Origin of the sequence: Streptosporangium sp. NPDC050284 (assembly GCF_044459525.1) — a bacterium.
In the GTDB taxonomy this organism is placed as follows: domain Bacteria; phylum Actinomycetota; class Actinomycetes; order Streptosporangiales; family Streptosporangiaceae; genus Streptosporangium.
Map to the genome: position 1 here is coordinate 126,962 of NZ_JBITIZ010000013.1, position 22,289 is coordinate 149,250.

Genomic DNA, 22,289 nt, shown 5'->3' on the forward strand with positions numbered 1-22,289 from the left:
CCCGGGGGGGGGCCCGCGGGGGGGCCCCCCCCCCCCCCCCCCCCCCCCCCCCCCCCCCCCCCCCGCCCCCCCCCCCCCCGGGGGGGGGCCCCCCCCGACGCGAGCACTCCTCTCGGGCCTTTCCGCCGCTCGGGCGAGATTCAGTCGGCGGGCCTGCCGAACCAGCGGGAGAGGTGGTCGTCCAGGTCCTGCTGATCGTCGCCGATCCAGGCGACGTGACCGTCGGGACGCAGCAGGACGCACGGGACGTCCAGCTCCGCGGTGGGATCCGCGAGGTGATCGACCCGGTCTGACCAGCCACCGACGGTGAGGCGTTCGGTGCGATCCAGCAGCAGGCCACGGCCACGATGCAGCAGCCCGTAGAGGTGGCCCTGTCGCACGTCGATGTCGTGCATGCGGCGGCCGAGCAGGTCGGGGCCTTCGCCGAAGTCGTAGCGGATGCCGGTCGCGGTGATCTTTTCGGTCAGGTGGCGGTTCACCTCGTCGAAGTCCATCAGTTCGGTGAGCAGCCTGCGCACGGCCTGCGGGCCCGGTTCGCCGGACAGCAGTTCCGTCTGGGCGCGGGTGTTGTCCAGCACGTCCTCGGCGACCGGGCGACGTTCGGCCTGGTAGCTGTCCAGCAGCGCCTGCGGGGCCCAGCCGCGGATCTGTGCGGCCAGTTTCCAGCCGAGGTTGAACGCGTCCTGAACGCCCAGGTTGAGGCCCTGCCCGCCGATGGGTGGATGGATGTGCGCCGCATCGCCGGCCAACAGCACCCGCCCGACCCGATACCGTTCGGCCAGCCGGGTGGCATCCCCGAAGCGGGACGTCCAGCGCGGGGAGTGCACGCCGAAATCGGTTCCGGCGACGGCGCGTAACCCTTGTTTGAAATCCTCAAGGGTGGGCGGCTGCGCGCGGTCGCCGACTCCCGGCGCGGGGACCACGACGCTGTAGATCCCTTCGCCGAAGGGCCGGAGCCAGAACGGCCGATGGGTCTCGCGGACTTCGGTCACCCTGGCGGCGATCTCCGCCTGCGACATGCCCACTCCCATCTCGCCCATCAGCGTCTCGGTCCGTGAGGGCTCGCCGGGGAAGCCGACACCGAGCAGTTTGCGCACCGTGCTGCGCCCGCCGTCACAGCCGACGAGGTAGCGCGAACGCAGCCGCGTGCCGTCGGCCAGCTCGACGGTCACCCCCTCGTCGTCCTGCTCGAAACCGGCGACCGCGCACCCGCGCCGGACCCGCGCGCCCAGTTCGATCGCGTGCTCTGCGAACAGGCGCTCGATGACCGGCTGTGGGATACCCAGCAGATAGGCGTACGCGGAATCCAGGCCCTTGGGCACGGGTTTGGGGATGGCGGCGAAGAGACCGCCGGCCGGACGTCGTCTTCCGTGCTGGAGCAGGCGCTCCAGCAGTCCGCGCATCGCCATCAACTCGAGACTGCGAATATGCAGGGCGACTATGCGGACGAACGACGTGGGCTCGATCTCCTTCTCCAGAACGAGTACCCGCACGTCGTGCAGTCGCAGTTCGGCGGCGAGCATCGCGCCGGTCGGCCCGCACCCGGCAATGATCACATCGAAGACGAGGGGCGCGCGATCGGCGCCGGAGACCGGTGACCGGAGAACTCCGGGGACGTCGCCCGCGGTGGAGCCGCGCTCGCCCTCGTCGTTCGACGGCGGCTCGGCGGTGGCCTGCTGAGAGTGCATAGGTGTTGCCTTTCGGGAGTGCCTTGTCAAAGAGGCGCTCCCGGCGACACCTACCTCGATCGCCCGGCCGTGACGGGAAGGGGGAGCACCCACGTCGATACAGCGTTCATGGGTCTCACCTCCTCGGGCGGTGTCACGGTCAGCCGCAAACTACAAGCCCGAGCGTCATCCCGTCCATTCCTTTTCCTCACCACCTCACCGTCGCCGCCCCACAGGGGAAAGCCGGGTCAGAAGCAGTGCGACGACCGCGGCGGACGAGAGGACGGCACCGAAACCGATCATCGTCACCTGCGGTGCGAAGGACCGCAGGGCGAGGCTGAACAGGATGGCGGGCAGCCCCATGCCGACGTACGAGATCACGAAGAAGACCGCCAGCACCCCCGCGCGAGAATGCGGCGCCGCGACGGCTGCGGCCCATCCGACGGCGACCTTGAACAGCAGGCCCGCACCCGCCCCGGACATAACCAGGGCGACCAGGTAGAGCCAGAGGACGGGACGGTGGAGCGACAGCGCGACCAGGGCGAGTCCCGAGGGGAAGGACAGCAGGCCCAGCAGGGATAGCCGCCCCTGTGGCTGGGAGCCGAGGAGGATCTGGGCCGTCGCCGCCGCGCCGAACATCAGGAACGGCGCGATCCCCGAGACGAGAGGAGAGGTGACGCCCAACTGGTCCCTGAGCATGATCGCGCCGAGCGAGGAGATGAGGCCGAACACGGCGAACGACACGAAACCCAGGGCGGCGGACGCGGCGAAGCCCGCCTCGCCTCCCGTCCTCAGCGCGAACCTGGCGGGCCGGTCGCGGGCACGTCTCGCGACGTCGACGGTCTCCGGCATGAAAAGCACCAGGATCGCCATCACGGTCATGGTGACCGCGAAGACGGCCTGCGCGGTGACCAGCGGCGTGGGCCCCCACTCCGCGACGACCCCGGCGATCAGCGGGCCCAGCGCCAGTCCGCCCAGATTCGCCGCGGTGGCGACCACGCCGGGCATGGCCGAGGTCCGGCCGGGATGCGCCCGGTCGTACAGCTCGTGCAGGTACGCGGTCGCCGTCGAGGCCATCAGCCCGACGGCCACACCGGTCAGCAGGCGGCCGAGAAGCAGTCCCGGCAGGGCGGGCCAGGCCGTCAGGACGACGGCGGCGAGGACCGCCACGAGCAGGGCGGGCACGATGGCACGGCGGCGGCCGAACCGGTCCGACAGGTGGCCTATGGCCAGAAAGCTCACGGCGGAGCCGACGACCATGATCGCGAAGGCGACGGTGACCGTGGTCGGGCCGAACCCGTCCCTGGCCTGGTAGAGCGGCCACAGCGGGGTCGGCGCGGTACCGAATCCCATCTGGGCCGCGAACGCGGCGGCCGCCAGCCAGAATCCCGTGGCGGCGGAGACCCGGCGCCGCGGCGCCGCCGGCGCCTCCCTGGGAGGCGCCGGTGATCGGACGGGCATGCTCGGCTCCTGGTCACGGTCGTCGGGCGTCGGGAAGGACACCTGGTCACGGTCGTCGAGTGTCGCGCAAGACATCCGCGTGCCATGGGACACGCTCCCCGGGCCTGCCCATCAGGCACCGTCGTATTCGCGATCACCCAGGCGAAACACGAACCGCCTTCGTAATCATTCCGGGACGGCGAACCCCACGGGCCGCGCGCCCACGCATCGGGAGGATCACCTGCCGCACGCCGCGAGAGGCCGCTCAGAGCGCCCTGACCGAGCCGTGGGACACCTGACTCCGAAAGGCACGATCGAACTGATCCTCGACCTGGTGAACGCACCCGATTCGACGTCTACCCCACGCTCAAGTGACGGGCTCCGCGACGCGTCTCGTCACCGGGACCACCTGAAGACGATCGGTGACTCTCATTGGATAGCTTAATCGGGGCAGGGTGAAGAGGTACCAACCGATCCCCAAGAAGGAGCTCCCATGCAGACACGCCGCATCGGCGATGTCCAGGTCAGCGAGATCGGTCTCGGCGGAATGCCGATGTCGATCGAGGGGCGCCCCGACGAGCAGCGTTCGATCGCGACGATCCACGCCGCGCTGGAGGCGGGCGTGACGCTGATCGACACCGCGGACGCCTATCACATGGGCGCGGACGAGGTCGGCCACAACGAGTCCCTGATCGCCCGCGCGGTCGCCGGTTACGGGGGTGACACGTCCGACGTGCTGATCGCCACCAAGGGCGGCCATGTGCGCCCCGGCGACGGCTCGTGGACCCTGGACGGTTCGCCCGACCACCTGAAGAAGGCCTGCGACGCGTCGCTCGCGCGCCTCGGCGTCGAGGCCATCGGGCTCTACCAGTTCCACCGCCCCGACCCGAAGGTTCCGTACGCGGAGTCGGTCGGGGCGATCCGCGACCTGCTGGACGCGGGCAAGATCCGTTTCGCGGGCGTCTCGAACGCCGACCCGGACCAGATCCGGCTCGCCAACGAGATCCTCGGCGGGCGGCTGGTGAGCGTGCAGAACCAGTTCTCGCCGTCGTTCCGCTCCAGCGAGCCCGAGCTGGAGCTGTGCGCGGAGCTGGGTATCGCGTTCCTGCCGTGGAGCCCGCTGGGCGGGATCTCGCAGGCCGGAGAGCTGGGCTCGCGGTTCGCCGTGTTCGCGGACGTCGCACGGGCGCACGGGGTGAGCCCGCAGCGGGTGTGCCTGGCGTGGATGCTCGCCAAGGCGCCGGTGGTGATCCCGATCCCGGGTTCCTCTCGTCCCGAGACCATCCGTGACTCGGTCGGCGCGGCCGACGTGAAACTGTCCGCCGAGGAGACGGCCCGCCTCGACGCGGCCTGACGAGACGCGCTCGGGCATGGGGAGCGGCCCCCGCGATGGTGCCGCTCCCCATGCCCGTCCGATGGACCCGCGCCGCTGCGGTACCGCTCCTGCCAGGCGCGTCCGGCGTACACTCACCCGCTCGTGTCCGTCAGGCCGGTCGGCACGAACCGTCGTCCCGACCGGCCTCACGCGTTCTCGATCATTGAACGCGTACGGCGGGCCACTAGGAGGAATAGACCTCGAAGGCGGAGATCTGCCCGGCGGGCCAGCCGGTGTTCCCTGTGATGTTCAGCCGTACGTACCTCTTCGCCGTCGCCGGGAAGGTGATGGTTACGGTGTTGCCGGTGGCCGGGTCGAAGACGTGGCCCCGCGACGGCACGACCGTCTCGAAGTCGCCGCCGGACGAGGCCTGCACCGACAGCGTCTGGGTACGCGTTCCCCAGGCCGCGGACGGCGGCAGCCTCAGCACCAGGCGCCCGACGGAGGCCTGGGCGCAGAGGTCAACGGTGATCGACTGAGGGAAGGTGTGGTTGGCGCTCTCCCAGTAGGTGTTCGCGTCGCCGTCGACCGCGTTCGCCGCCACGTAGTTCTGGGTGACGCTGCTCGCGCTGACCACCTTGTTCCTGGCGAGGTCTCCGGTGCCGGGAGAGCACCCGGGTGGGGGCCCGGTCGCCGCGGTCACCGTTCCTGAGGGCGGCGAGGTGTTCTGCGCGGCGTCCCTGGCGACCACGTAGAAGCTGTAGGAGGTCGACGGAGTGAGACCGGTGACGGTGAACGACGTTCCCGCGGTGCTGCCCACCTTGACGTCGGTGGCGCCCGCCTCGCGGTAGACGTCGTAGCCGGTCACCCCGACGTTGTCGGTGGCCGCGGTCCAGCCCACCGTGATGCTCGTGCTGGAGGCCGGGACGGCGCGCGCGGCACCCGGCGCGGTCGGGGGCTGGGTGTCTCGCGTGCCGCCGGTCCTGCGGGTCTCGAACTCCGTCGCCCAGTACTTCGTCCGGTCCAGGTAGGCGGTCTCCGCCGCGGTCCCCGTCCTGCCGTAGGCACCCTCGAAGGTCTGGTAGCCGAACCCGGCGGGCGGGGTGGAGTCTGCGGGCTCGATGGAACTACCCTCGTGCCACTCGTTGAACGAGGTGATGGAGACCCAGGTCGGCAGGCCGCCCTTGGCCGGGTCGAGGGCGTTGGACCACTCCAGGTCGTAGGTGGCACCGTTGGCGCGGCCCAGGGTCGGGGTGGTGTTGCCCGGCACCGCGCGGTCGTCGATATAGCCGGGAGCCACCGAGGGCGCCCAGATCAGGTTGTTCTGCTTGGCGTACGCGCTCGCGTTGGCCCAACCGGGCGCGGTGGCACCGGCGATCCCGTCGTAGGTGTACATACCGGAGAAGTGCGCGATCTTCGACGTGTCGGTGGTCTGGGCGAGCACGATGTTGCCCGCGGTGACCTGGTCGAGCGCGGCCCAGTCGGTGATCCTCAGGCTCTCGAAGACGTAGAACGCCGCCCGATCGCCGTGCTCGGCGTCACGGTAGAAGGCCGGGTGGGAGCCGTAGCGGGTGTTGATGTAGCGGATGTCCTCGACGGTGGAGGCCGCCGTGCGCCCCTCGTACGGCTCCAGGTGCCAGGCGACCTTGACGCCGTACCGCGCGGCGGCGTCCATCACGCCCCGGGTGAGCCTGTCCTCGAAGCTGTCGCGGCCCCACCAACTGTAGACGATGACGCCGACCCCGGCCTGCTTGATCCACTGCATGTGCCTGGTGACGGCGCCCGCGTAGTCGCCGGAGTCGTAGGCACCCAGGCTGGGGTACAGGTCGGCGCCCACGTCGTTGGGTGGGGTGCGTCCCCCCTGCTGCCAGTGCCGCCACTCCCCGCTCGTCTGGGGGTTGCCGTACCAGGAGTAGTAGAAGAGATGGACGTTGGAGGACTGTTCGGGCACGGCCGCGCCCCGCGCCGGGAGCGGTGCCTGGACTCCGGCCCAGCACAGGGTGGCCAGCAGGAGCGCGAGGACCATCTGGGCGCATCGCCCGGTATGGCGTAAGCGACTGACAGATTGATCGGATGTCTTCATCGGCTGACCCTTCGTCACGCGGGGCCGGATCGCCGCGGTCGACGGGACATGTGGTCGCCGCGATCCAGCCGGTGGGGGGCGGAGAGACTGCCACCGTCACCGACGGAGATCGGCGAGCGGCGCTGCGAACACCATAGGATGACAGGCAGATGTCTGCAATGTTTCTACTTCTTTTCGCAAAAATACGCCCGAAGAGTGGCTTTATATGACGCGACAACCGACAGGGGGAGATGAGGACGCGTGGAGCAAAACACCGACCTGGAACGGTCCGATGTTTCACCTTCCCGAATCGCCGCCGGAAGACAGCCGGAAGGAACGGGGAGAGCGCAGAGCCACAGCCCCGGGTGTCGGGAACCTGTGGTTTTTCGCAGGTGAACCCGGCGGAATCTCCCAGTGGTCCGGACGAGGCAACGTACGTAGCGTCGACCGGTGCCCGAATTTAAGATCATCAACAGCCCTGTCCCCCGACATCTCCCGACGGCCCGCGCCGTCACGCTCGCGGTGCTCCTCCTGACGGCGGTGACGACCTTCGCAGGTACGAGCGCCACCGGGGAGACCGGAGAGAGCCGGAAGACCCGCGAGGCCGAGCAGATCGGTCCCGCGTCCGTCGACCGTTTCGTGAACGCCTACCGGGAGGCGACCGGCCTGCCGGGGGTCGCGGTCGCCGTCACCAAGGGGGACGAGGTCGTCCACGTCGCCGGTTACGGCCATACCGCCTCCGGTGATCCCGTCACGGCGGACACCCCCATGGCGATCGCGTCACTCAGCAAGTCCTTCACCTCCCTGGCCGTCATGCAGCTGGTGGAGAAGGGAGTGGTCAGGCTCGACGAGCCGGTACGCGTCCGGCTCCCCGAGTTCGTGATGGCCGATCCGCGGGCGGCGCGCATCACCGTCCGCCAGCTGCTGGACCAGACCTCGGGCATGGCCGACGAGGCCTTTCCGGAAAGAAGCCTGCCCCAGCCCCGCTCGCTCCGCGAGGCCGTCGCGCGGCTGGGAGACGCGAGGCTGGCCGCCGCCCCCGGAACCCGGTGGAGCTATCACAACACCAACGCCCAGGTCGCCGCTCGGCTGGTCGAGGTGGCGAGCGGCATGACCTTCGCCGGTTACCTGCGAGAGCACGTGTTCGGCCCGCTCGGCATGCGGAACAGCACCACGATCGACACCGAGCGCGACCTCCCCGCGAGCGCGCGGGGCCATCTTCACCTGCTGGGCGCCACGCTCGCCGTTGCCGAGCCCCCGGGGTTCGGCAACGGCTCCGGCGGGGTGATCAGCAGCGCGAGGGACATGGCCCGGTGGATGATCACGCAGAGTGGCGAGGGGACAGGCCCCGGCGGCGTCCGTGTCGTCTCCGCCGCGAGCGTCGCGGAGATGCGCACCCCGTCCAGGATCAACGACTCCTACGCCCTGGGCTGGTCGCTCGGCACGACCGCGAAGGGCTCACCGGTCGTCGGACACGGCGGCGACCTGCTCACCGCGACGGCCCAGCAGACGCTCCTGCCCCGGTCCGGGTACGGCATCGTGGTCATGTCCAACACCGGTACGGCGTACGGCGACAGCGACGCCGTCGCGGACGCGCTGGTCGCCATGGCCGAGGGAGAGGAGCCCGAGGCGCCCCCCTCGGTCTCCCCCTTCCTCGTCATCGATCTCGCCATGGCGCTGACCGCCGTCGCGACGCTTCTCATGGCGGGACATGGGCTGGCCCGTTCCCGCCGGTGGGCCGGCCGGTACTCCGGTCGCCCGGTGTGGCGCGCGGCGGCGCGGCTGCTGCCGTACGCGGCGCCGGGGGTGCTGTGCCTCACGATCACCGATGTCTTCGGAGTGCTGGCCAGGGGAAAGGACATCACCTGGATGCAGGTGACCTATCTCTACCTGTCCTTCATGATCTGGCTCGTTCTCGCCACCGGGGCCTGCGCGATCCTGGTCCTCGTACGGATCGGCCATCTGCTGCGGACACGCCGCACGCCCTCGCCCGGCTCCGGGGAAGGCGATCACAGCTCCGCTCAGCCGTCCAGACCTTCCAGATAGCGCAGGATGGCCAGGACGCGCCGGCTGTAGCCGGGGGTTCGCGACAGCCCGAGCTTGTCAAAGATCGCGTTGATGTGCTTCTCCACCGCGCTCTGGGACACGTGCAGACGCTCGGCGATCGCGCCGTTGACAAGGCCCTGGGCCAGTTGCTCCAGTACCTGGGTCTCCCGCCGGGTGAGCCTGCTCAGCGGGTCGGCCCGAGTGGTGCGGACGAGCAGCCGCCTGACCACCTCCGGATCGAAGACCGCCCCGCCCGCGCGGACCCGCTCCAAGGACTCCAGGAACTCGCCCACCTCGGTCACCCGGTCCTTGAGCAGATATCCCAGCCCTTCCGGGGTTCCGGCGAGCAGCCGGGCGGCGTAGGCCGTCTCGACGTACTGCGACAGCACGAGCACGCCGACGTCCGGCCACCGCTCCCGGATCGTCAGTGAGGCCCGCAGCCCTTCGCCCGCCTGTCCCGGCGGCATGCGCACGTCCACGATCGCCACGTCGGGGCGGTGCTCGTCCACGGCCCCGAGCAGCCCCGCCGAGTCGCCGACCGCCGCTACCACCACGTGCCCCGCCTCCTCCAGGAGGCGGATCAGGCCCTCGCGGAACAGCACGGAATCATCGGCGAGGATCAGGCGCATGACCGCTCCGGGCGTTCGGCCCCATTGCGGGGCAGGGTCGCCGTGATCCTGGTCGGGCCACCCGAAGGGCTGTCCACCTCCAAGGCGCCGTCCAGCGCCAGAACCCGCCGCTCCAGCCCGGACAGCCCGCCACCCGCGGGATCGGCCCCGCCCCTGCCGTCGTCGGTGATCTCCACGGTCACCGTGTGCTCGTCCTCGCTCAGAACCACCAGGACGCCTTGGGCGCCCGCGTGCTTCGCGGCGTTGGCGATGGCCTCGCGGGTTACGAAGTAGACGGCCGTCTCGATCTCGGAGACCGGGCGTTCCGCGAGGCCGTAGTGGACGGTCACCGGCACGCCCGCTCGTTCCGCCACCCCGGCCAGGGCCGCGCGCAGGCCCAGCTCGTCCAGAGCGGCCGGGTAAACACTCCAGGCCACGTCGCGCAGTTCGTCCAGGAGGCGGCGCGATTCCACGTATGCCTGGTCCACGAGGGCGGCGACCGCGGCCGGGTCGGCGCCGTGCCGCGCCCTGCCCAGCAGCATCCCCAGGGCCACGCCCCTCTGCTGGACGCCGTCGTGCAGGTCGCGCTCGATGCGGCGGCGCTCGTCGTCGACGGCCCGTACGATGCCGCTACGGGTGACGGTCAGTTCCTCGATGCGGCGGCGCATCGCCTCCCGCTCCCCAGGACCGGCGAAGTACGCGGCCAACCGCCGCTCCGCTGTCACCGTCGCGGCGCCCCACAGCGCGGACAGCCCCAGCAGGACCAACCCGTAGACGGTGCCCAGCGGCCCGCTGTCGACCGTCAGACGCACGCCGGGGTATCGCAGCGAGACCGGGGACGACGCGCCGGAGAGTAGTTCCCCGACGCCGCCATACAGGAAGAGCAGGCCGACGAAGAGGCCGGCGAAGGTCAGATAGCTCGCGAACGTGCCGAACGTCGCCCGCAGCGCGAGGTAGCCGACGCCACTCCCGACCGGCACCCCACCGGTGTCGTATCCGAACCACGCCGCCAGCCGGGCGCGTTCCAACGCGACCAGCCATGCCATCCCCACCTCCGCGAACCGCCGGGCGGCGCGTCGGCCCCCGGACCACGCGGCAAGGATCACGAACAGAACGGCCGCGACGCACAGGAAACCCAGCTCGGCGAGGCCTGTCACGGCCCCTGCGGCCAGACCGGTGACGCGCCGGGCCGCCCTTGTGGCCGGTGTCCCCGACCGGGCGGGACGAGGCAGCGGCCGCGGCATGGCGTTCGTCATCGGCGTCGTCGACATCAGACGAATTGTATTGACCTTCCTTTGAGCCCTTCGGAGCCCGAGCCCCACGCGGGCGATCATCACAGGATCCAATACCTACACAAAACGACCGAAAGGCCCCACCAGCACGAATTCGCGTTGACCGGCCACCGGGGATTGGCCATATTTGCGCAATGATTCATCTACGTCCCCTCGCGGGAGCGATCCTCGCGTCCGTCCTGCTGACCGGCTCCCTCGCCGCCCCCGCCTCGGCCCAGGAGACCATCACCGTCTCCTCCACCGAGGCGGCCGCGCGACCGGGTAACGGCAAGATCCTCTACAACCGCATCAGCGGCGGCCGGGGCAAGCTGAAGGTGAAGAACGGCAACAGCAGGGACGCCGTCATCACACTGGTCCGCGGCAGGTCCAAGGCGATCAGCGTCTACGTCCGCGCCCGGTCCACCGCCACCGCCACCGGTGTGCGGGACGGCAACTACACCATCTTCTTCACCTCCGGCCACCGGTTCGACACCTCCCGGGGCAGGTTCGCCCAGTCCCCCTCCTACCAGCGCTTCACCAGCCGGCTGAGGTTCACCACGACCAGGACCAGCTCGACCGTCTGGACCCTCACCCTCAACCCGGTCAGGGGCGGCAACGCCAGGACGACCGGTGTCAACCCGAACGACTTCCCGTCCTGATCCGCCCCGACCCCATCCGCCCCTGTCCCGTCCTCACGGACTCGGTCGGATACAGCGGGCTCAGGTCCCCGCTCCCCCACCCGTACTCCATCACCACGGCAACACCCGCAGCGTCGCCGGCCACAACCGCAGGGCCGCCTTCCCCTGAGGGAAGGCGGCCCTGCGGTTGTTCGGAGGCGGAACGGGACCCAGCACCTGTAGGCGGCGGAGCCGATCAGCTCCCGGCGAAGGACGCGACGGCGAGCCAGGCGACGCAGCACACCGTCGCGGGACGTACCTTGAACTGCACAGGTTGTTGTATCCGACCAGACCTGGGGAAGGTGTGAACGCCATGGAAGCCGCTACCGTGGAAGGCACCGTTGAGGTTGTCGAGGCCGAAGAAGAGCTCGTTCTGACCGACGACGACGAGGCGCCCGCAGCCCTGGAAGCGAGCGTCGGAGCCAGCACCGACCCCGTCAAGGACTATCTCAAGCAGATCGGCAGGATCTCCCTGCTCAACGCCGAGCAGGAGGTCGAGCTCGCCCGGCGCATCGAGGCGGGGCTGTTCGCCACCGAGCGGCTCAACGAGGGTGCCCGGCTCCAGCCCGACGTGCGCGCGGAGCTCGAATGGCTCGCGGAAGACGGCCACCGGGCCAAGAACCACCTGCTGGAGGCCAACCTGCGCCTGGTGGTGTCGCTGGCCAAGCGCCACACCGGCCGGGGCATGCTGTTCCTGGACCTGATCCAGGAGGGCAACCTGGGGCTGATCCGCGCCGTGGAGAAGTTCGACTACACCAAGGGATTCAAGTTCTCCACGTACGCCACCTGGTGGATCAAGCAGGCGATCACCCGGGCGCTCGCCGACCAGGCCCGCACCATCCGCATCCCCGTTCACATGGTCGAAGTGATCAACAAGCTGGCGCGTGTGCACCGGCAGATGACGACCGACCTGGGCCGCGAGCCCACTCCGGAGGAGCTGGCCGTGGAGCTGGAGATGACCCCGGAGCGGGTCGTCGAGGTCCAGGGATACGGGCGGGAGCCGATCTCCCTGCACAGCCCGCTGGGCACCGAGGGCGACAGTGAGTTCGGCGACCTCATCGAGGACTCCGAGGCGATCACCCCCGAGGACGCGGTGGCCTCCGCGCTGCTGCAGGAGCAGTTGCACACGATCCTGGAGGCGCTGTCGGAGCGTGAGGCCGGGGTGGTGGCGATGCGGTTCGGGCTCGGTGACGGGCGGCCCAAGACCCTCGAGGAGATCGGACGCGCCTACGGGGTGACCCGCGAGCGCATCCGGCAGATCGAGTCCAAGACCATGACGAAGCTGCGCCACCCCTCGCGCTCGCGGGCCCTGCGCGACTATCTGACCTGACCGCTCCCCGGCCGTCCCGCGTCCACACAGGCAGGTGACGCTCAGCCGGCCGTACGGGCGACGAGGGCGGTGACCGTCTCCTCCAGGCCCGACGGCGGTCGCCCCAGCAGGCGCGCGAGGTCGGAGCCGGTCGCGGCGAGGGCACCGGCGCGTACCGCGGGGAACACGCCCCCCAGCCAGCCGGCCTCCGCGTCGGTGATCTCCCGATGCTCGATCGGCCTGCCCAGAACGCGGGTGAGAACCTCGGCGAGTTCCGGATAGGTCCACAGCGGACCGAGCAACTCGTAGGTCGCGTTCTCGTGCCCGGAACCGGTGAGGGCGGCACTCGCGGCCAGCGCCAGGTCACGGAACCTCGCGGTGTTGAGCGGCCGGCCAGCGGTGGAGGAGGTGATCTCACCCTCTTTTCCCGCCTGGGCCAGCGCGGCGCCCAGGAACGCCTCGGAGTAGAGGGCGTTGCGCAGCACGGTGTAGGCCGGACCCGCCTCGCGGAGCGCCCTCTCCGTCGCCGTGTGGTCGGCGACGGGGCCACGGCCGTCCTCCGCGCCCACGGCGCTGGTGTAGACGACGCGGAGCACCCCCGCCCTGACGGCGGCGTCGACGACGGTGCGGTGCTGTCGCACGCGGACTCCGGGCGTCATGTCCGGCCCGGACACCAAGAGCAGCACCTCGATCCCGGCGAGCGCGGCGTCGACGGACGCGGCGTCGTCATGATCACAGTGCCGCACCTCGACACCGCCGCCGAGCAGGTCCTCCGCCTTCTTCGGGGTACGGGCGAGCGCGACGAGGTCTCGGGCGGGGACCCTGGCGAGCAGGTCCTCTATGACGAGCCTTCCGAGATTTCCCGTGACACCGGTCACAGCGATCATGGTCAACGGCGTTTCCTCTCCTCTTCCGCGGCTTCCCTGCGGCCTTTCCACGGGTTTCCCGCGCCCCCTCCCGGAGTCCGCACCGGTTCCGCGCGGACGGTCCCGTCGACGGCCCGCTGACGGCCGGGAGATGCCCGGGGAGCGTACCGGCGAAGGCGCACCGGCCGCCTCGGATTTAATTCCTGCCACGACGAGCCCCGCGGCACGAAGGATCGCCGAACCGAACGGACACGCTGTCTCGCGGGAACGGGCCGCCACCCGCGCCCGACGAAGGGAACTGCCGTCTCCCGCCGTGGCGCGCCGTTCAGGCCTCCCGGGCACCCGAGGGAACGACCTTGCCGAGCCCCCAGGCGACGAGGCCGGTGATCGCTCCGACGATCACCCCGGTGAAGACACTGCTCACCGCGGCGAAGAGGCGGAGGATGAGGGACTGTACCGCCGGGTCGACGTCGCCCAGGTTTCCACCGAGTACGGGCGGGTTGTCGCCGAAGGCGGCCTCCCAGAGCACCTGATGTCCCACGGCCAGGAAGACGCCGTAGAACAGGCCCACGACAAGGAGGGTGAGGAAGGGGTTGGGTACTCGTTTCCAGAGGACGACCGCGATCCAGACGATCGGAGGCACGAAGACGAACAGGGCGTTCACGAAGGTGCCCTCGTGGATGATGTCCAGGTCGTGAAGCACGACCCGGGGCGCGGCGAGAAGAGCGAGGCCGATCACGGCGATCAAGGGCAGCCCGAGCGCCGGGCGCCTTCGGGCGAGCGGCCCACGCGGCGAGGTGTTGTGAGAGGTCATGGCCTCAAACTAGAAAGCGTGAGGGGCGCGGCACATCCGTGTCCGATCTCGACACCCGTACGTCGGAAGGCGACTTTCCGTGTCGCCTCACGTGGACTGCGGAGCGTCGCGACGGCGCCGTAGGGTGGCTGCGTGGTCGAAGAACAGCGTGTTCAGGCACGAACGAGACTCCCGCCCTGGGCGGTCGACGCCCTGATCGGCGTGGGTGTCACCCTCGTGCTGTCGATCGTCATCTCCTCCGGCCAGGGCGGACGGCAGAGCCCGGACCCGATCGCCCATCTGTGGGCCGTGGGCCTGGGGGCGCTGATGCTCGTCCGGCGGCGTCACCCGACGGCCGTGCTCGCCGTCACCGCCCTGGGTTTGTTCGCCTACTACGCCGCCGGCCACCCGGCCGTGGGAGTGGCCGTTCCCGTCGCCGCGGCGTTGTTCTCGGCGGCCGAGTTCGGCCGGCTCGTCCACGCCGTCGTCACCGCCACCGTCGTGATCGCGGTCTCGCTGTTCTTCCGCCTCATCGAGGGTGAGGACTTCTCGTTCGTCGTCGGCTACGAGCTGGCCGGGCACGTCCTGCTCATGGCCGCGGCGATCGCCCTGGGAGACGGCCTGAGGTCGAGAAGGACCGTGCAGGCGGGGGCGAGGCGGATCGCCGAGCTCACCGCCCAGCGCTACCGGCAGGAGGCCGACGCCCGACTTCACGCCGAACGCCTCGCCATAGCGCGAGAGCTGCACGACTCGATCGGTCACACGACCTCCGTCATCTCCCTGCACGCCGATGTCGCTCGCGAGTCGCTCGGCCACGACGAGTCGCGGACCCGGGCGGCTCTCGATCTGATCAAGTCCACCAGCACGTGCACGATGAGCGAGCTGCGCAGGACCGTCGCCCTCCTCCGCGCCCCTGACGAGAATCCGAGGTCGGTCCTCTCGCTGTCGAGCGTGGGCTCACTGCGTGAGACGGCCGCCGCGGCGGGGATCGACCTCGACCTCGAGATGCGTGTCACCACCGAGCTTCCCGCGACGGTCGACGCCTGCGCGTTCAGAATCGTCCAGGAGGCGGTCACCAACATCGTCAAGCACTCGCGCGGCACCCGCGCCCGCGTCGTCGCGCTCGACGACGGAGCGGTCCTGCGCCTGTCCGTGACCGATGACGGCCCCGGGCAGGACCCTGACAGCGGAGCGGGGCACGGCATCGCCGGGATGCGCGAGCGCGCGGAGACGCTCGGCGGCACCCTGACGGCCGGGCGCGAGTCCACGGGTTTCACCGTCCGAGCCGTCCTTCCTCTGGAGCAGGCATCATGATCAGGGTGGTCATCGCCGACGATCAGGAGCTCGTACGCGCGGGCCTGCGAGCACTCCTCGAAAACGATCCGGACATCACCGTCGCCGCAGAGGCGTCCGGCGGACGCGCGGCGCTCTCCCTCGTCCGGGAACTCCGCCCGGACGTCGTGCTCATGGACATCCGCATGCCCGGCATGAACGGGCTCGAGGCGACCGCGGCCATCCGCGCCGATGGCTCCCTGGACGGCTCACGGGTGCTGATCCTCACCACCTTCGACGACGAGGAGGACATCGTCGAGGCCGTCACGCTCGGCGCCGCCGGCTACCTCCTCAAGGACACTCCGTCGGAGGACCTCCGCAAGGCGGTGCGCACGGCCGCCGAAGGGGGGAACGTGCTCTCCCCCGCGATCGCCCGGCGCGTCATGGAACGCCTCGCCCGGGCCCCGAAACCACCCGTGCCCGACCCTCGGCTCGCCACCCTCACCGAAAGGGAACTCGCCGTCCTGACCCGGATCGGGTACGCCGAGACCAATGACAGGATCGCCGCGGCCCTCTTCATCAGCCCGGCCACCGTACGCACCTACGTCAGCCGGATCCTGACCAAACTCGACGCGCGGGACCGCACGGCGCTCGCCGTCATCGCTCACCGCTCGGGCCTCGGCACCACACCCCCGCGCGGGCCGCTTCCGAGCTGACCCGGCTCCGCCTGCGCGGCCGCCGCCTCGCGCCGTTCCCGGCCCGGCACCGGTTGAGGTGGATCAGGTCACGATGCCCTCACGCATCCTGGTAATCGTATTCTGCGATCAAGGAGGATTACATGACGGAATCTATTGCCGCGGAGTTCGAAGCGCTCGACGAGCGGTTCGCCGATGTCGGGGGCGACAAGCGGATCGAGCGGATCTACCACGGTTGCCGGTGGGCCGAAGGTCCCACCTACGTCCCGGCGGGTCGCTATCTGCTGTGGAGCGACATCCCCAACGACAGGATTCTCCGATGGGACGAGATGACGGGAAACGTGGGTCCCTTCCGCGCTCCCGCGGGCTACAGCAACGGTCACACCCTCGACCGGCAGGGCCGGCTGATCTCCTGCGAGCACGGCGCCCGGCGAGTGACCCGCACCGAGCACGACGGCTCCGTCACCGTCATCGCCGACCGTTGGCAGGGCAAGCGCCTCAACAGCCCCAACGACGTGGTGGTCAGGTCGGATGACTCCGTGTGGTTCACCGACCCCAGGTACGGCATCGCCAGCGACTACGAGGGCCACCACGCGGAGAGCGAGATCGGCAACGATCAGGTTTACCGTCTCGACCCCGCCACCGGAGAGATCACGGCGGTGGCCGACGACTTCGCCCGTCCCAACGGCCTGGCCTTCTCGACGGACGAGTCCCTGCTCTACGTCGCCGACACTCAGCGCGGGCATCTGCGGGCCTTCGAGGTACGGGGCGCCAATCTGGAGAACGGCAGGGTTCTCGCGGAATGCTCGGCGGGCGGTCTCGACGGGATCAGACTCGACACCGCCGGTCGGATCTGGGCGGCGACGCACGAGGGAGTGCACTGCTTCGCCCCGGACGGCACCTTGATCGGCAAGCTCAGGCTTCCCGAGAAGACCTCCAACCTGGTCTTCGGCGGCCTCAAGCGCAACTGGCTGTTCATGACGGCCTCCACCTCCGTCTACGCCATCATGACCAACGTCCGCGGAGCATGATCTTCCGAAAGCGGGACGGCGGCCGGCTCACGGATGCGACCGATGCACCGGGAAGCCTGGCGGAGTCACCGAGCACGCGGGGAGAACATCGAGTCCAATGGGGCGCGTCCCCCTCTGACCTCGTAAACTCCGTGAACCCATCGAAATGGATCGGCGCGAATCCGGACCGGTGGCGCCGCGCCGCATTTCCCCCCGGCCTGAAGGCCGGAGTGTCCACCCCGGAGGTATTCGATGCACGTCCCCCAGGACCCCGGGTCCGAGGCGACGCCCCTCCAGCCTTCCGGCCCGCCGCCTTACCGGCCAGGTGTCCCCGACCCGTCCGGCGCGTACGGTCCGCCACCGGGCGCGTACGGTCCGCCCGTGGACCACTACCCGCCCCCGCCGAGGCACGACCCCTGGATGGTGCCGGCGCCGCCCGGCAGCCGCTACGACCTGCTGGCGCGCACCCGCCTGCACGCCTGGTGGCGCCCGGTACTGGGCACGGTCGCGGGACTCGCGGGCCTCATGCTGGCCGGACTCGCCGTCATCCTCGGCGGTGCGACGCTCAGCGTGATCGTGGGCGCCGAGATGGGCGGATCCGAGGAGCAGATCTTCACCGATCCCGTGCTCGACCTGGGGATCAACCTGCTCTCGATCGCGGTCGTCCTGCCGATCGTGTACGGCGTGGTGGCGTGGATCCAGCGGCGCCCGCCGGGCACCCTCTCCTCGGTCACCGGCCGCCTGCGGTGGCGGTGGATGGCGCGATGCACGGCGGTGGCGATCGGCGTCGTGGTTCTGGGCCAGGCCGCCGTCGCCGTCACCTACGTCGCCACCGGGGAGGACCTCGGCGAGCTGTTCGGCTGGGTCGGCTGGGAGCGCTTCCTGCCCGTTCTGGTCGTCACCCTGCTCCTGGTGCCCTTTCAGGCCGCCGCCGAGGAGTACGTCTTCCGGGGATGGCTGATCCAGGCGTTCGGCGCCTTCCTCGCCAATCCGTGGCCGGGCATCCTGCTGAGCACCGCCGCCTTCACCGCGGTGCACGCCTATGTCGACTGGGGCATCATCGATGTTTTCGCCTTCGGTGCGCTGATGGGCTGGCTCGCGGTACGGACCGGCGGTCTGGAGGCGGCCATCGCCCTGCACGTGGTCAACAACGTGCTGGCCTTCGGGGTCAGCGGAGCCGACGGCAGCCTGCCGGAGGCGCTGAAGCAGGGGTCGGTGCCCTGGCAGACCCTGGCGGGAACGGTCGTGCAGCTCGGCCTCTACGCGATCGTGGTCCTGGCCATGGCGAAGAGGCGGAGGATCGAGACCGTCTCCCCGTGACTTCCCGTGACTCCCCCTGAGCCTGGTTTCCCCCGCTTCCCCTTTGAGCCCCGGCCCCGCTGATCCCCGCACCGCACCGTGTCAGAACGGCCTGTCCCCCGATCGCCCGCCTTCGGGCGCAGACGCCCTGTCGTCCGCGTGGAAACCGGTCGGCACCACGTACTCCCACCCCTCTCGCCAGTCGAACGGCGCGTCCACCAGCTCCTCCAGCTTGCGGCCGTCGAAGAGGTGGTCAAGCGCCCATCTGTTGGCGGAGTGGGAGATCACCAGGACACGATGGCCGTCCCAGGTGGCCGCGAGGTCGCCGAGGAAGTCACAGGTCTGCTCCACTACCTGACGGTAGCTCTGCCCACCCGGCCACGGGAGGTCGATGTGACGTGACCGCTCGTCGGCGAGCCGGATGACCGGCATGCCGTTGAGTTCGCCGTAATCGCACTCGCGGAGCCGCGCGTCCCGGTGGACCGGGATGTCGGAGCCACCGAAGGCGATCTCGGCGGTCTCGACGGCGCGCCCCAGATCGGAGACGAACACGACCGAGATTCCGTCATCACGACGGCGCTCCCCGAGTTCACGGGCGAATTCGCGACCGCGCGGCGAGAGTGTGCCGGGAAGCCAGCCGGTGGCGATTCCCGCCTCGTTGTCGGTGCTGATCGAGTGCGTCTCGTAGACGAGCTCCACTGCCATCGCGAAACCTCCAAGATCTCCAGTCCGTCACACCGTCGGCGACGGACCAACTGATCACGACTTCATACACCACGAAATCATCCGAGCACGGACAAGCGAGAGACATTCCGGGTGTCCGCTTCCGGACACCTCCGCCTCCGGCGCCGCGCCCGTGCGGCCGATCCGGGCGACGTGTCCGGGCCACCCTCAAGGCTTCTTGACATCTTATATGCCAACTTGGCTATATTGCTGAAGTGGCAACCACATTCGAAGTACTGGCCGAGCCCCGGCGCAGGGAGATCCTCGATCTGCTCCGTACCGGCGAGCGCCCCGTGGGCGACCTGGTGGAGCGGCTCGCGTTGACACAACCGACGGTGTCGAAACACCTGAGGATCCTGCGCGAGGCGGGCCTGGTCGAGGTCAGGCACGACGCGCAGCGCCGGTGGTATCGGCTGCGGCCCGAGCCGCTCGCCGAGATAGCCGCCTGGCTTGAGCCCTACCGGAGCATGTGGAACGAGAGCCTGGACTCGCTCGAACGCCGCCTCGACGCCATGCCGGAAGAGATCTAACGAGACCCAGGAAATCCGGCAAAACCTAAGAAAGGGCGACATAGTGGAAGAGCAATTGGCGACCCTGCGGACCGTCGGCGACCAGCCGGTGCTGCGCTTCGAACGACGGCTGGCCCACTCCCCGGAAAAGGTCTGGAAGGCCGTCACCGACCCTGCCGAGATGGCCCACTGGTTTCCGGCGACGGTGGAGACCGAGAAGTCCGTCGGTGCGGCGATGCGCTTCACCTTCGAGGGCGAAGACGACTCCACTCACGGCCAGATCCTGGAACTCGACCCTCCGAAGGTGTACGCGTTCCGCTGGAACCAGGACGTGCTGCGCTTCGAGCTTCTCCCCGACGGGCCGGGCTGCCTGCTCGTCCTCACCCACACGCTGGGAGGCGGCTGGACCGGCAGGCTGACCGCGGGCCGCACCGCGGCGGGCTGGGACCTCTGCCTGGCCGCGCTGCTGTCCAGGCTGGACGGCGAGCCCTTCGAGCGGCCTCCGGGCTGGAGTGGCCGGATCGCGGACTACGTTGAGATCTTCGGCCTGGCCGAGGGGGAGACGCGAAAGAACGGAGACGGTCACCTCGTGAGGTTCGCGCGCGACCTGATCTGGAAGCCCGTCGAGGAGGTGTGGAACATCCTCGCCGCAGGGGAGACCCTCCGCCCTGGCGTGGAGCCCCCGACGTGGTTCACGAACCCGCATGTGCCCGCGGGTCCCGTCAGGGAGGTCGGAGCGCCGCGCGCCCTGGAGTACGAATGGCTCCATGAGGGCGAGCCCGCGGGACGGGTGCGCTGGGAGCTGGCGCACGACCCCGCGCAAGGCACCCGGGTCGTGCTGACGCAGACGCTTCCCGCCCGGCTGGCCGATGTTCGCGCGACGGCGCTCGCCGCCTGGCAGGCGCACCTGGAGGTGTTCTTCACCGTCGTCCAGGGCGAGGCCCCGCACCCGCCGCAGGGCCGCGTCGAGGAACTGCGGAAGCTGTACGAGCACCGCCTGGGCTGACACCCGGACGCGGCATGAAACGCCGGAGGCCGGATGGAACCGCCGCCGCGTCGCGGCGGAGCGTCCAAGCCCGTGGATCGTTTTCGAGTCCGGGACTTCCCACGTAACCCCACCCGCACCCGGCGTCTCGCGTCGAGCGCCGACGCCGGGCGGTTCACAACAGCCGTCTCTGCACGACGTCGGCGATGACCGTGGTCACGACCCTGCCGACCTCTCCCGCCTCAGGTGGGGCGCCCGCCCGCCCGGCGAATATCAGGTGCCCGGCCCCGACCAGTGAGATCGCGAGCGAGTCGACGTCCGCGTCGACCGCGATGCGGCCCATCTCGCACTCGTTGGCGAGGTAGGAGGCGATCATGGCCGCGGCTTCCGCCATGACCGGGATTCCGTGGGGCGGCCCGGCCTGGCGTAGCCGGGCGCGCAGTTCGTCGCGGAAGACGACGAGACCGACGATCGACACGGTGACCGGGTCGAACAGTTCTCTCAGCGCGCCGGTGAGGTTGCCGTCCACGGTGCCGGTGCCGGCGGAGTCGCGCAGGGCGGCGGCCTGGTCGCCGATTCTCGCGATGCGCTCTCGCACGAGTTCGGCGAGGAAGTCGTCGAAGTCGGCGAAGTGCCGGTGCAGGACCCCCTTGGCGACGTCCGCCTCGGTGGTGACCGCGCGGCTGGTCAGCGCGTTCGGCCCGTCCCTGAGCAGGACGCGCTCGGCGGCGTCGAACAGGTGCCTGCGCGCGTCGCGGATGTGCACCCCGGTCGGCACAGCGCGTCCCTCCATCTCTTGACGGCCTTCACCCGATTGACGAGTGGGCACGTGCCCACTAAAGTGGGCGTATGCCCATTATATCGCGGGAACCGCCCAGCCCTTCCGGTAAAGAGTCCCACAACGCCAGGCGGATGGCGGAGTCGTTCGGAGTGGACGCCGAACGCTACGACCGGACCCGGCCCCGCTACCCCGACGCCCTGGTGGAGCGGATCGTCGCCGCCGGTCCCGGACCCGACGTCCTCGACGTCGGCTGCGGCACCGGCATCGCGGCCCGGCAGTTCCAGGCAGCCGGCTGCCGGGTGCTCGGGGTCGATCCCGACGCGCGGATGGCCGAATTCGCCCGGCGCACCGGGATCGAGGTGGAGGTGTCGACGTTCGAGGCCTGGGAAGACGCCGGCCGGACGTTCGACGCGGTGGTCGCGGGCCAGACCTGGCACTGGGTGGACCCGGTCGCCGGCGCGGCCAAGGCGGCACGGGTGCTGCGGCCCGGAGGCAGGTTGACGGTGTTCTCTCACGTGTTCGATCTCCCGCCCGTTGTCGCGGAGGCCTTCGCCACGGCCTACCGACGGGTGGTGCCGGACTCGCCGCTCGACTTCCAATGGCAGAAGCGCCCCTCGGACCCCTACCAGGCGCTGTTCCCCAGGTTCGCCGACGGAGTGAGGGAGGCCGGCGGATTCGGCGAGCCGGAGCGGTGGCGATTCGAGGAGGAGCACTCCTACACGCGCGACGAGTGGCTGGACCTGCTGCCCACCAGCGGCGCTTTCACACTGCTTCCGGCGGACCGACTGACCGAGGTGCTGGAGGCCGTCGGAACCGCCATCGACGCGATCGGGGGCGGCTTCTCCATGCCCTACACCACGCTGGCGGTCACCGTGGAGCGCACCGGCGTCGCCTGACCCGGCTTGAAGGACGGGCCGCGACGATGTCCGGCCGCCGGAGTGGGCAAAGGAACGGAACGGGA

19 protein-coding genes and 1 pseudogene are annotated in these 22,289 nt (G+C 70.1%); 11 read left to right on the forward strand and 9 right to left on the reverse strand.

Features of this window, described 5'->3' with window-relative positions; genetic code table 11:
• Positions 1-140: 140 nt before the first annotated feature.
• Both rox and ACIBH4_RS28065 read right to left on the reverse strand, forming a co-directional pair.
• Entirely contained in the window at positions 141-1,688 is a 1,548-nt protein-coding gene (gene rox, locus ACIBH4_RS28060; RefSeq protein ID WP_362515570.1) for a rifampin monooxygenase, read from the reverse strand.
• 195 nt (positions 1,689-1,883) lie between these two features.
• The gene (locus tag ACIBH4_RS28065) at positions 1,884-3,170 is read right to left on the reverse strand and encodes an MFS transporter (RefSeq protein WP_362515573.1); all 1,287 of its coding nucleotides are present in this window, start codon (positions 3,168-3,170) and stop codon (positions 1,884-1,886) included.
• Positions 3,171-3,600: 430 nt separating this feature from the next.
• Between ACIBH4_RS28065 and ACIBH4_RS28070 the strand changes: the two genes are divergently transcribed.
• On the forward strand, positions 3,601-4,461 hold the full coding sequence (locus ACIBH4_RS28070) for an aldo/keto reductase (RefSeq protein ID WP_362515575.1): 861 nt from the start codon (positions 3,601-3,603) through the stop codon (positions 4,459-4,461).
• Between the two features lie 205 nt (positions 4,462-4,666).
• Here ACIBH4_RS28070 and ACIBH4_RS28075 read toward each other — a convergent pair whose 3' ends face one another.
• Positions 4,667-6,448: a discoidin domain-containing protein gene (locus tag ACIBH4_RS28075; RefSeq protein WP_362765932.1), complete on the reverse strand. Its 1,782-nt coding sequence runs from the start codon at positions 6,446-6,448 to the stop codon at positions 4,667-4,669.
• Between the two features lie 486 nt (positions 6,449-6,934).
• Between ACIBH4_RS28075 and ACIBH4_RS28080 the strand changes: the two genes are divergently transcribed.
• Positions 6,935-8,530 (forward strand): serine hydrolase domain-containing protein, encoded by a 1,596-nt coding sequence (locus tag ACIBH4_RS28080; protein WP_362515579.1) that lies wholly within the window; start codon positions 6,935-6,937, stop codon positions 8,528-8,530.
• Here ACIBH4_RS28080 and ACIBH4_RS28085 read toward each other — a convergent pair.
• Positions 8,506-9,159, reverse strand: coding sequence for a response regulator transcription factor (locus tag ACIBH4_RS28085; RefSeq protein ID WP_362515582.1), 654 nt, complete (start codon positions 9,157-9,159; stop codon positions 8,506-8,508). The two genes, ACIBH4_RS28080 and ACIBH4_RS28085, sit on opposite strands and share 25 nt — an antisense overlap.
• Complete coding sequence (locus ACIBH4_RS28090; protein ID WP_362515584.1) at positions 9,150-10,409, reverse strand: histidine kinase; 1,260 nt, start codon at positions 10,407-10,409, stop codon at positions 9,150-9,152. The genes ACIBH4_RS28085 and ACIBH4_RS28090 overlap by 10 nt, the downstream gene beginning before the upstream one ends.
• A gap of 155 nt (positions 10,410-10,564) precedes the next feature.
• Between ACIBH4_RS28090 and ACIBH4_RS28095 the strand changes: the two genes are divergently transcribed.
• Together ACIBH4_RS28095 and ACIBH4_RS28100 are read left to right on the forward strand one after the other, a co-directional pair.
• Positions 10,565-11,068, forward strand: a complete 504-nt coding sequence (locus tag ACIBH4_RS28095) for a hypothetical protein (RefSeq protein ID WP_362515586.1) — start codon at positions 10,565-10,567, stop codon at positions 11,066-11,068.
• A 349-nt stretch (positions 11,069-11,417) separates the two neighbouring features.
• Positions 11,418-12,416, forward strand: a pseudogene (locus ACIBH4_RS28100) (RNA polymerase sigma factor); the annotation flags it as partial.
• A gap of 41 nt (positions 12,417-12,457) precedes the next feature.
• On the opposite strand, the gene ACIBH4_RS28105 reads toward ACIBH4_RS28100, so the two are convergent.
• On the reverse strand, positions 12,458-13,282 hold the full coding sequence (locus tag ACIBH4_RS28105) for an NAD(P)H-binding protein (RefSeq protein ID WP_362766024.1): 825 nt from the start codon (positions 13,280-13,282) through the stop codon (positions 12,458-12,460).
• 304 nt (positions 13,283-13,586) lie between these two features.
• Positions 13,587-14,075, reverse strand: a complete 489-nt coding sequence (locus tag ACIBH4_RS28110; RefSeq protein ID WP_362515588.1) for a hypothetical protein — start codon at positions 14,073-14,075, stop codon at positions 13,587-13,589.
• A gap of 132 nt (positions 14,076-14,207) precedes the next feature.
• Between ACIBH4_RS28110 and ACIBH4_RS28115 the strand changes: the two genes are divergently transcribed.
• From ACIBH4_RS28115 to ACIBH4_RS28130, 4 genes are all read left to right on the forward strand, one after another.
• On the forward strand, positions 14,208-15,368 hold the full coding sequence (locus tag ACIBH4_RS28115; RefSeq protein ID WP_362515590.1) for a histidine kinase: 1,161 nt from the start codon (positions 14,208-14,210) through the stop codon (positions 15,366-15,368).
• A complete protein-coding gene (locus tag ACIBH4_RS28120) occupies positions 15,365-16,042 on the forward strand; it encodes a response regulator transcription factor (protein WP_362515593.1) in 678 nt (225 codons plus the stop codon). Before ACIBH4_RS28115 ends, ACIBH4_RS28120 begins: the two co-directional genes overlap by 4 nt.
• A gap of 122 nt (positions 16,043-16,164) precedes the next feature.
• On the forward strand, positions 16,165-17,052 hold the full coding sequence (locus tag ACIBH4_RS28125) for an SMP-30/gluconolactonase/LRE family protein (RefSeq protein ID WP_362515595.1): 888 nt from the start codon (positions 16,165-16,167) through the stop codon (positions 17,050-17,052).
• A 231-nt stretch (positions 17,053-17,283) separates the two neighbouring features.
• Positions 17,284-18,351: a type II CAAX endopeptidase family protein gene (locus ACIBH4_RS28130; protein WP_362765935.1), complete on the forward strand. Its 1,068-nt coding sequence runs from the start codon at positions 17,284-17,286 to the stop codon at positions 18,349-18,351.
• 81 nt (positions 18,352-18,432) lie between these two features.
• On the opposite strand, the gene ACIBH4_RS28135 is transcribed toward ACIBH4_RS28130, so the two are convergent.
• Positions 18,433-19,035: a histidine phosphatase family protein gene (locus tag ACIBH4_RS28135; RefSeq protein ID WP_362515599.1), complete on the reverse strand. Its 603-nt coding sequence runs from the start codon at positions 19,033-19,035 to the stop codon at positions 18,433-18,435.
• 233 nt (positions 19,036-19,268) lie between these two features.
• Here ACIBH4_RS28135 and ACIBH4_RS28140 point away from each other — a divergent pair, with 233 nt between their 5' ends.
• Together ACIBH4_RS28140 and ACIBH4_RS28145 are read left to right on the forward strand one after the other, a co-directional pair.
• Entirely contained in the window at positions 19,269-19,583 is a 315-nt protein-coding gene (locus ACIBH4_RS28140) for a metalloregulator ArsR/SmtB family transcription factor (RefSeq protein WP_362515601.1), read from the forward strand.
• A gap of 43 nt (positions 19,584-19,626) precedes the next feature.
• Positions 19,627-20,568 (forward strand): SRPBCC family protein, encoded by a 942-nt coding sequence (locus tag ACIBH4_RS28145; RefSeq protein WP_362515603.1) that lies wholly within the window; start codon positions 19,627-19,629, stop codon positions 20,566-20,568.
• A 154-nt stretch (positions 20,569-20,722) separates the two neighbouring features.
• On the opposite strand, the gene ACIBH4_RS28150 is transcribed toward ACIBH4_RS28145, so the two are convergent.
• Entirely contained in the window at positions 20,723-21,340 is a 618-nt protein-coding gene (locus ACIBH4_RS28150; protein ID WP_362515606.1) for a TetR family transcriptional regulator, read from the reverse strand.
• 56 nt (positions 21,341-21,396) lie between these two features.
• Here ACIBH4_RS28150 and ACIBH4_RS28155 point away from each other — a divergent pair, with 56 nt between their 5' ends.
• Positions 21,397-22,224 carry a class I SAM-dependent methyltransferase gene (locus ACIBH4_RS28155; protein WP_362765938.1) on the forward strand — a complete coding sequence of 276 codons (828 nt, stop codon included), beginning with the start codon at positions 21,397-21,399 and terminating at the stop codon, positions 22,222-22,224.
• Positions 22,225-22,289 lie beyond the last annotated feature (65 nt).

Bases quoted from the DNA above. Each gene is read 5' to 3' on its own strand.
- ACIBH4_RS28075 (WP_362765932.1), bottom strand. From the start codon at position 6,448: ATGGTCCTCGCGCTCCTGCTGGCCACCCTGTGCTGGGCCGGAGTCCAG.
- ACIBH4_RS28130 (WP_362765935.1), top strand. From the start codon at position 17,284: ATGCACGTCCCCCAGGACCCCGGGTCCGAGGCGACGCCCCTCCAGCCT.
- rox (WP_362515570.1), bottom strand. From the start codon at position 1,688: ATGCACTCTCAGCAGGCCACCGCCGAGCCGCCGTCGAACGACGAGGGC.
- ACIBH4_RS28120 (WP_362515593.1), top strand. From the start codon at position 15,365: ATGATCAGGGTGGTCATCGCCGACGATCAGGAGCTCGTACGCGCGGGC.
- ACIBH4_RS28105 (WP_362766024.1), bottom strand. From the start codon at position 13,282: ATGATCGCTGTGACCGGTGTCACGGGAAATCTCGGAAGGCTCGTCATA.
- ACIBH4_RS28090 (WP_362515584.1), bottom strand. From the start codon at position 10,409: ATGTCGACGACGCCGATGACGAACGCCATGCCGCGGCCGCTGCCTCGT.
- ACIBH4_RS28110 (WP_362515588.1), bottom strand. From the start codon at position 14,075: ATGACCTCTCACAACACCTCGCCGCGTGGGCCGCTCGCCCGAAGGCGC.
- ACIBH4_RS28135 (WP_362515599.1), bottom strand. From the start codon at position 19,035: ATGGCAGTGGAGCTCGTCTACGAGACGCACTCGATCAGCACCGACAAC.
- ACIBH4_RS28070 (WP_362515575.1), top strand. From the start codon at position 3,601: ATGCAGACACGCCGCATCGGCGATGTCCAGGTCAGCGAGATCGGTCTC.
- ACIBH4_RS28125 (WP_362515595.1), top strand. From the start codon at position 16,165: ATGACGGAATCTATTGCCGCGGAGTTCGAAGCGCTCGACGAGCGGTTC.
- ACIBH4_RS28155 (WP_362765938.1), top strand. From the start codon at position 21,397: ATGCCCATTATATCGCGGGAACCGCCCAGCCCTTCCGGTAAAGAGTCC.
- ACIBH4_RS28095 (WP_362515586.1), top strand. From the start codon at position 10,565: ATGATTCATCTACGTCCCCTCGCGGGAGCGATCCTCGCGTCCGTCCTG.
- ACIBH4_RS28150 (WP_362515606.1), bottom strand. From the start codon at position 21,340: ATGGAGGGACGCGCTGTGCCGACCGGGGTGCACATCCGCGACGCGCGC.
- ACIBH4_RS28085 (WP_362515582.1), bottom strand. From the start codon at position 9,159: ATGCGCCTGATCCTCGCCGATGATTCCGTGCTGTTCCGCGAGGGCCTG.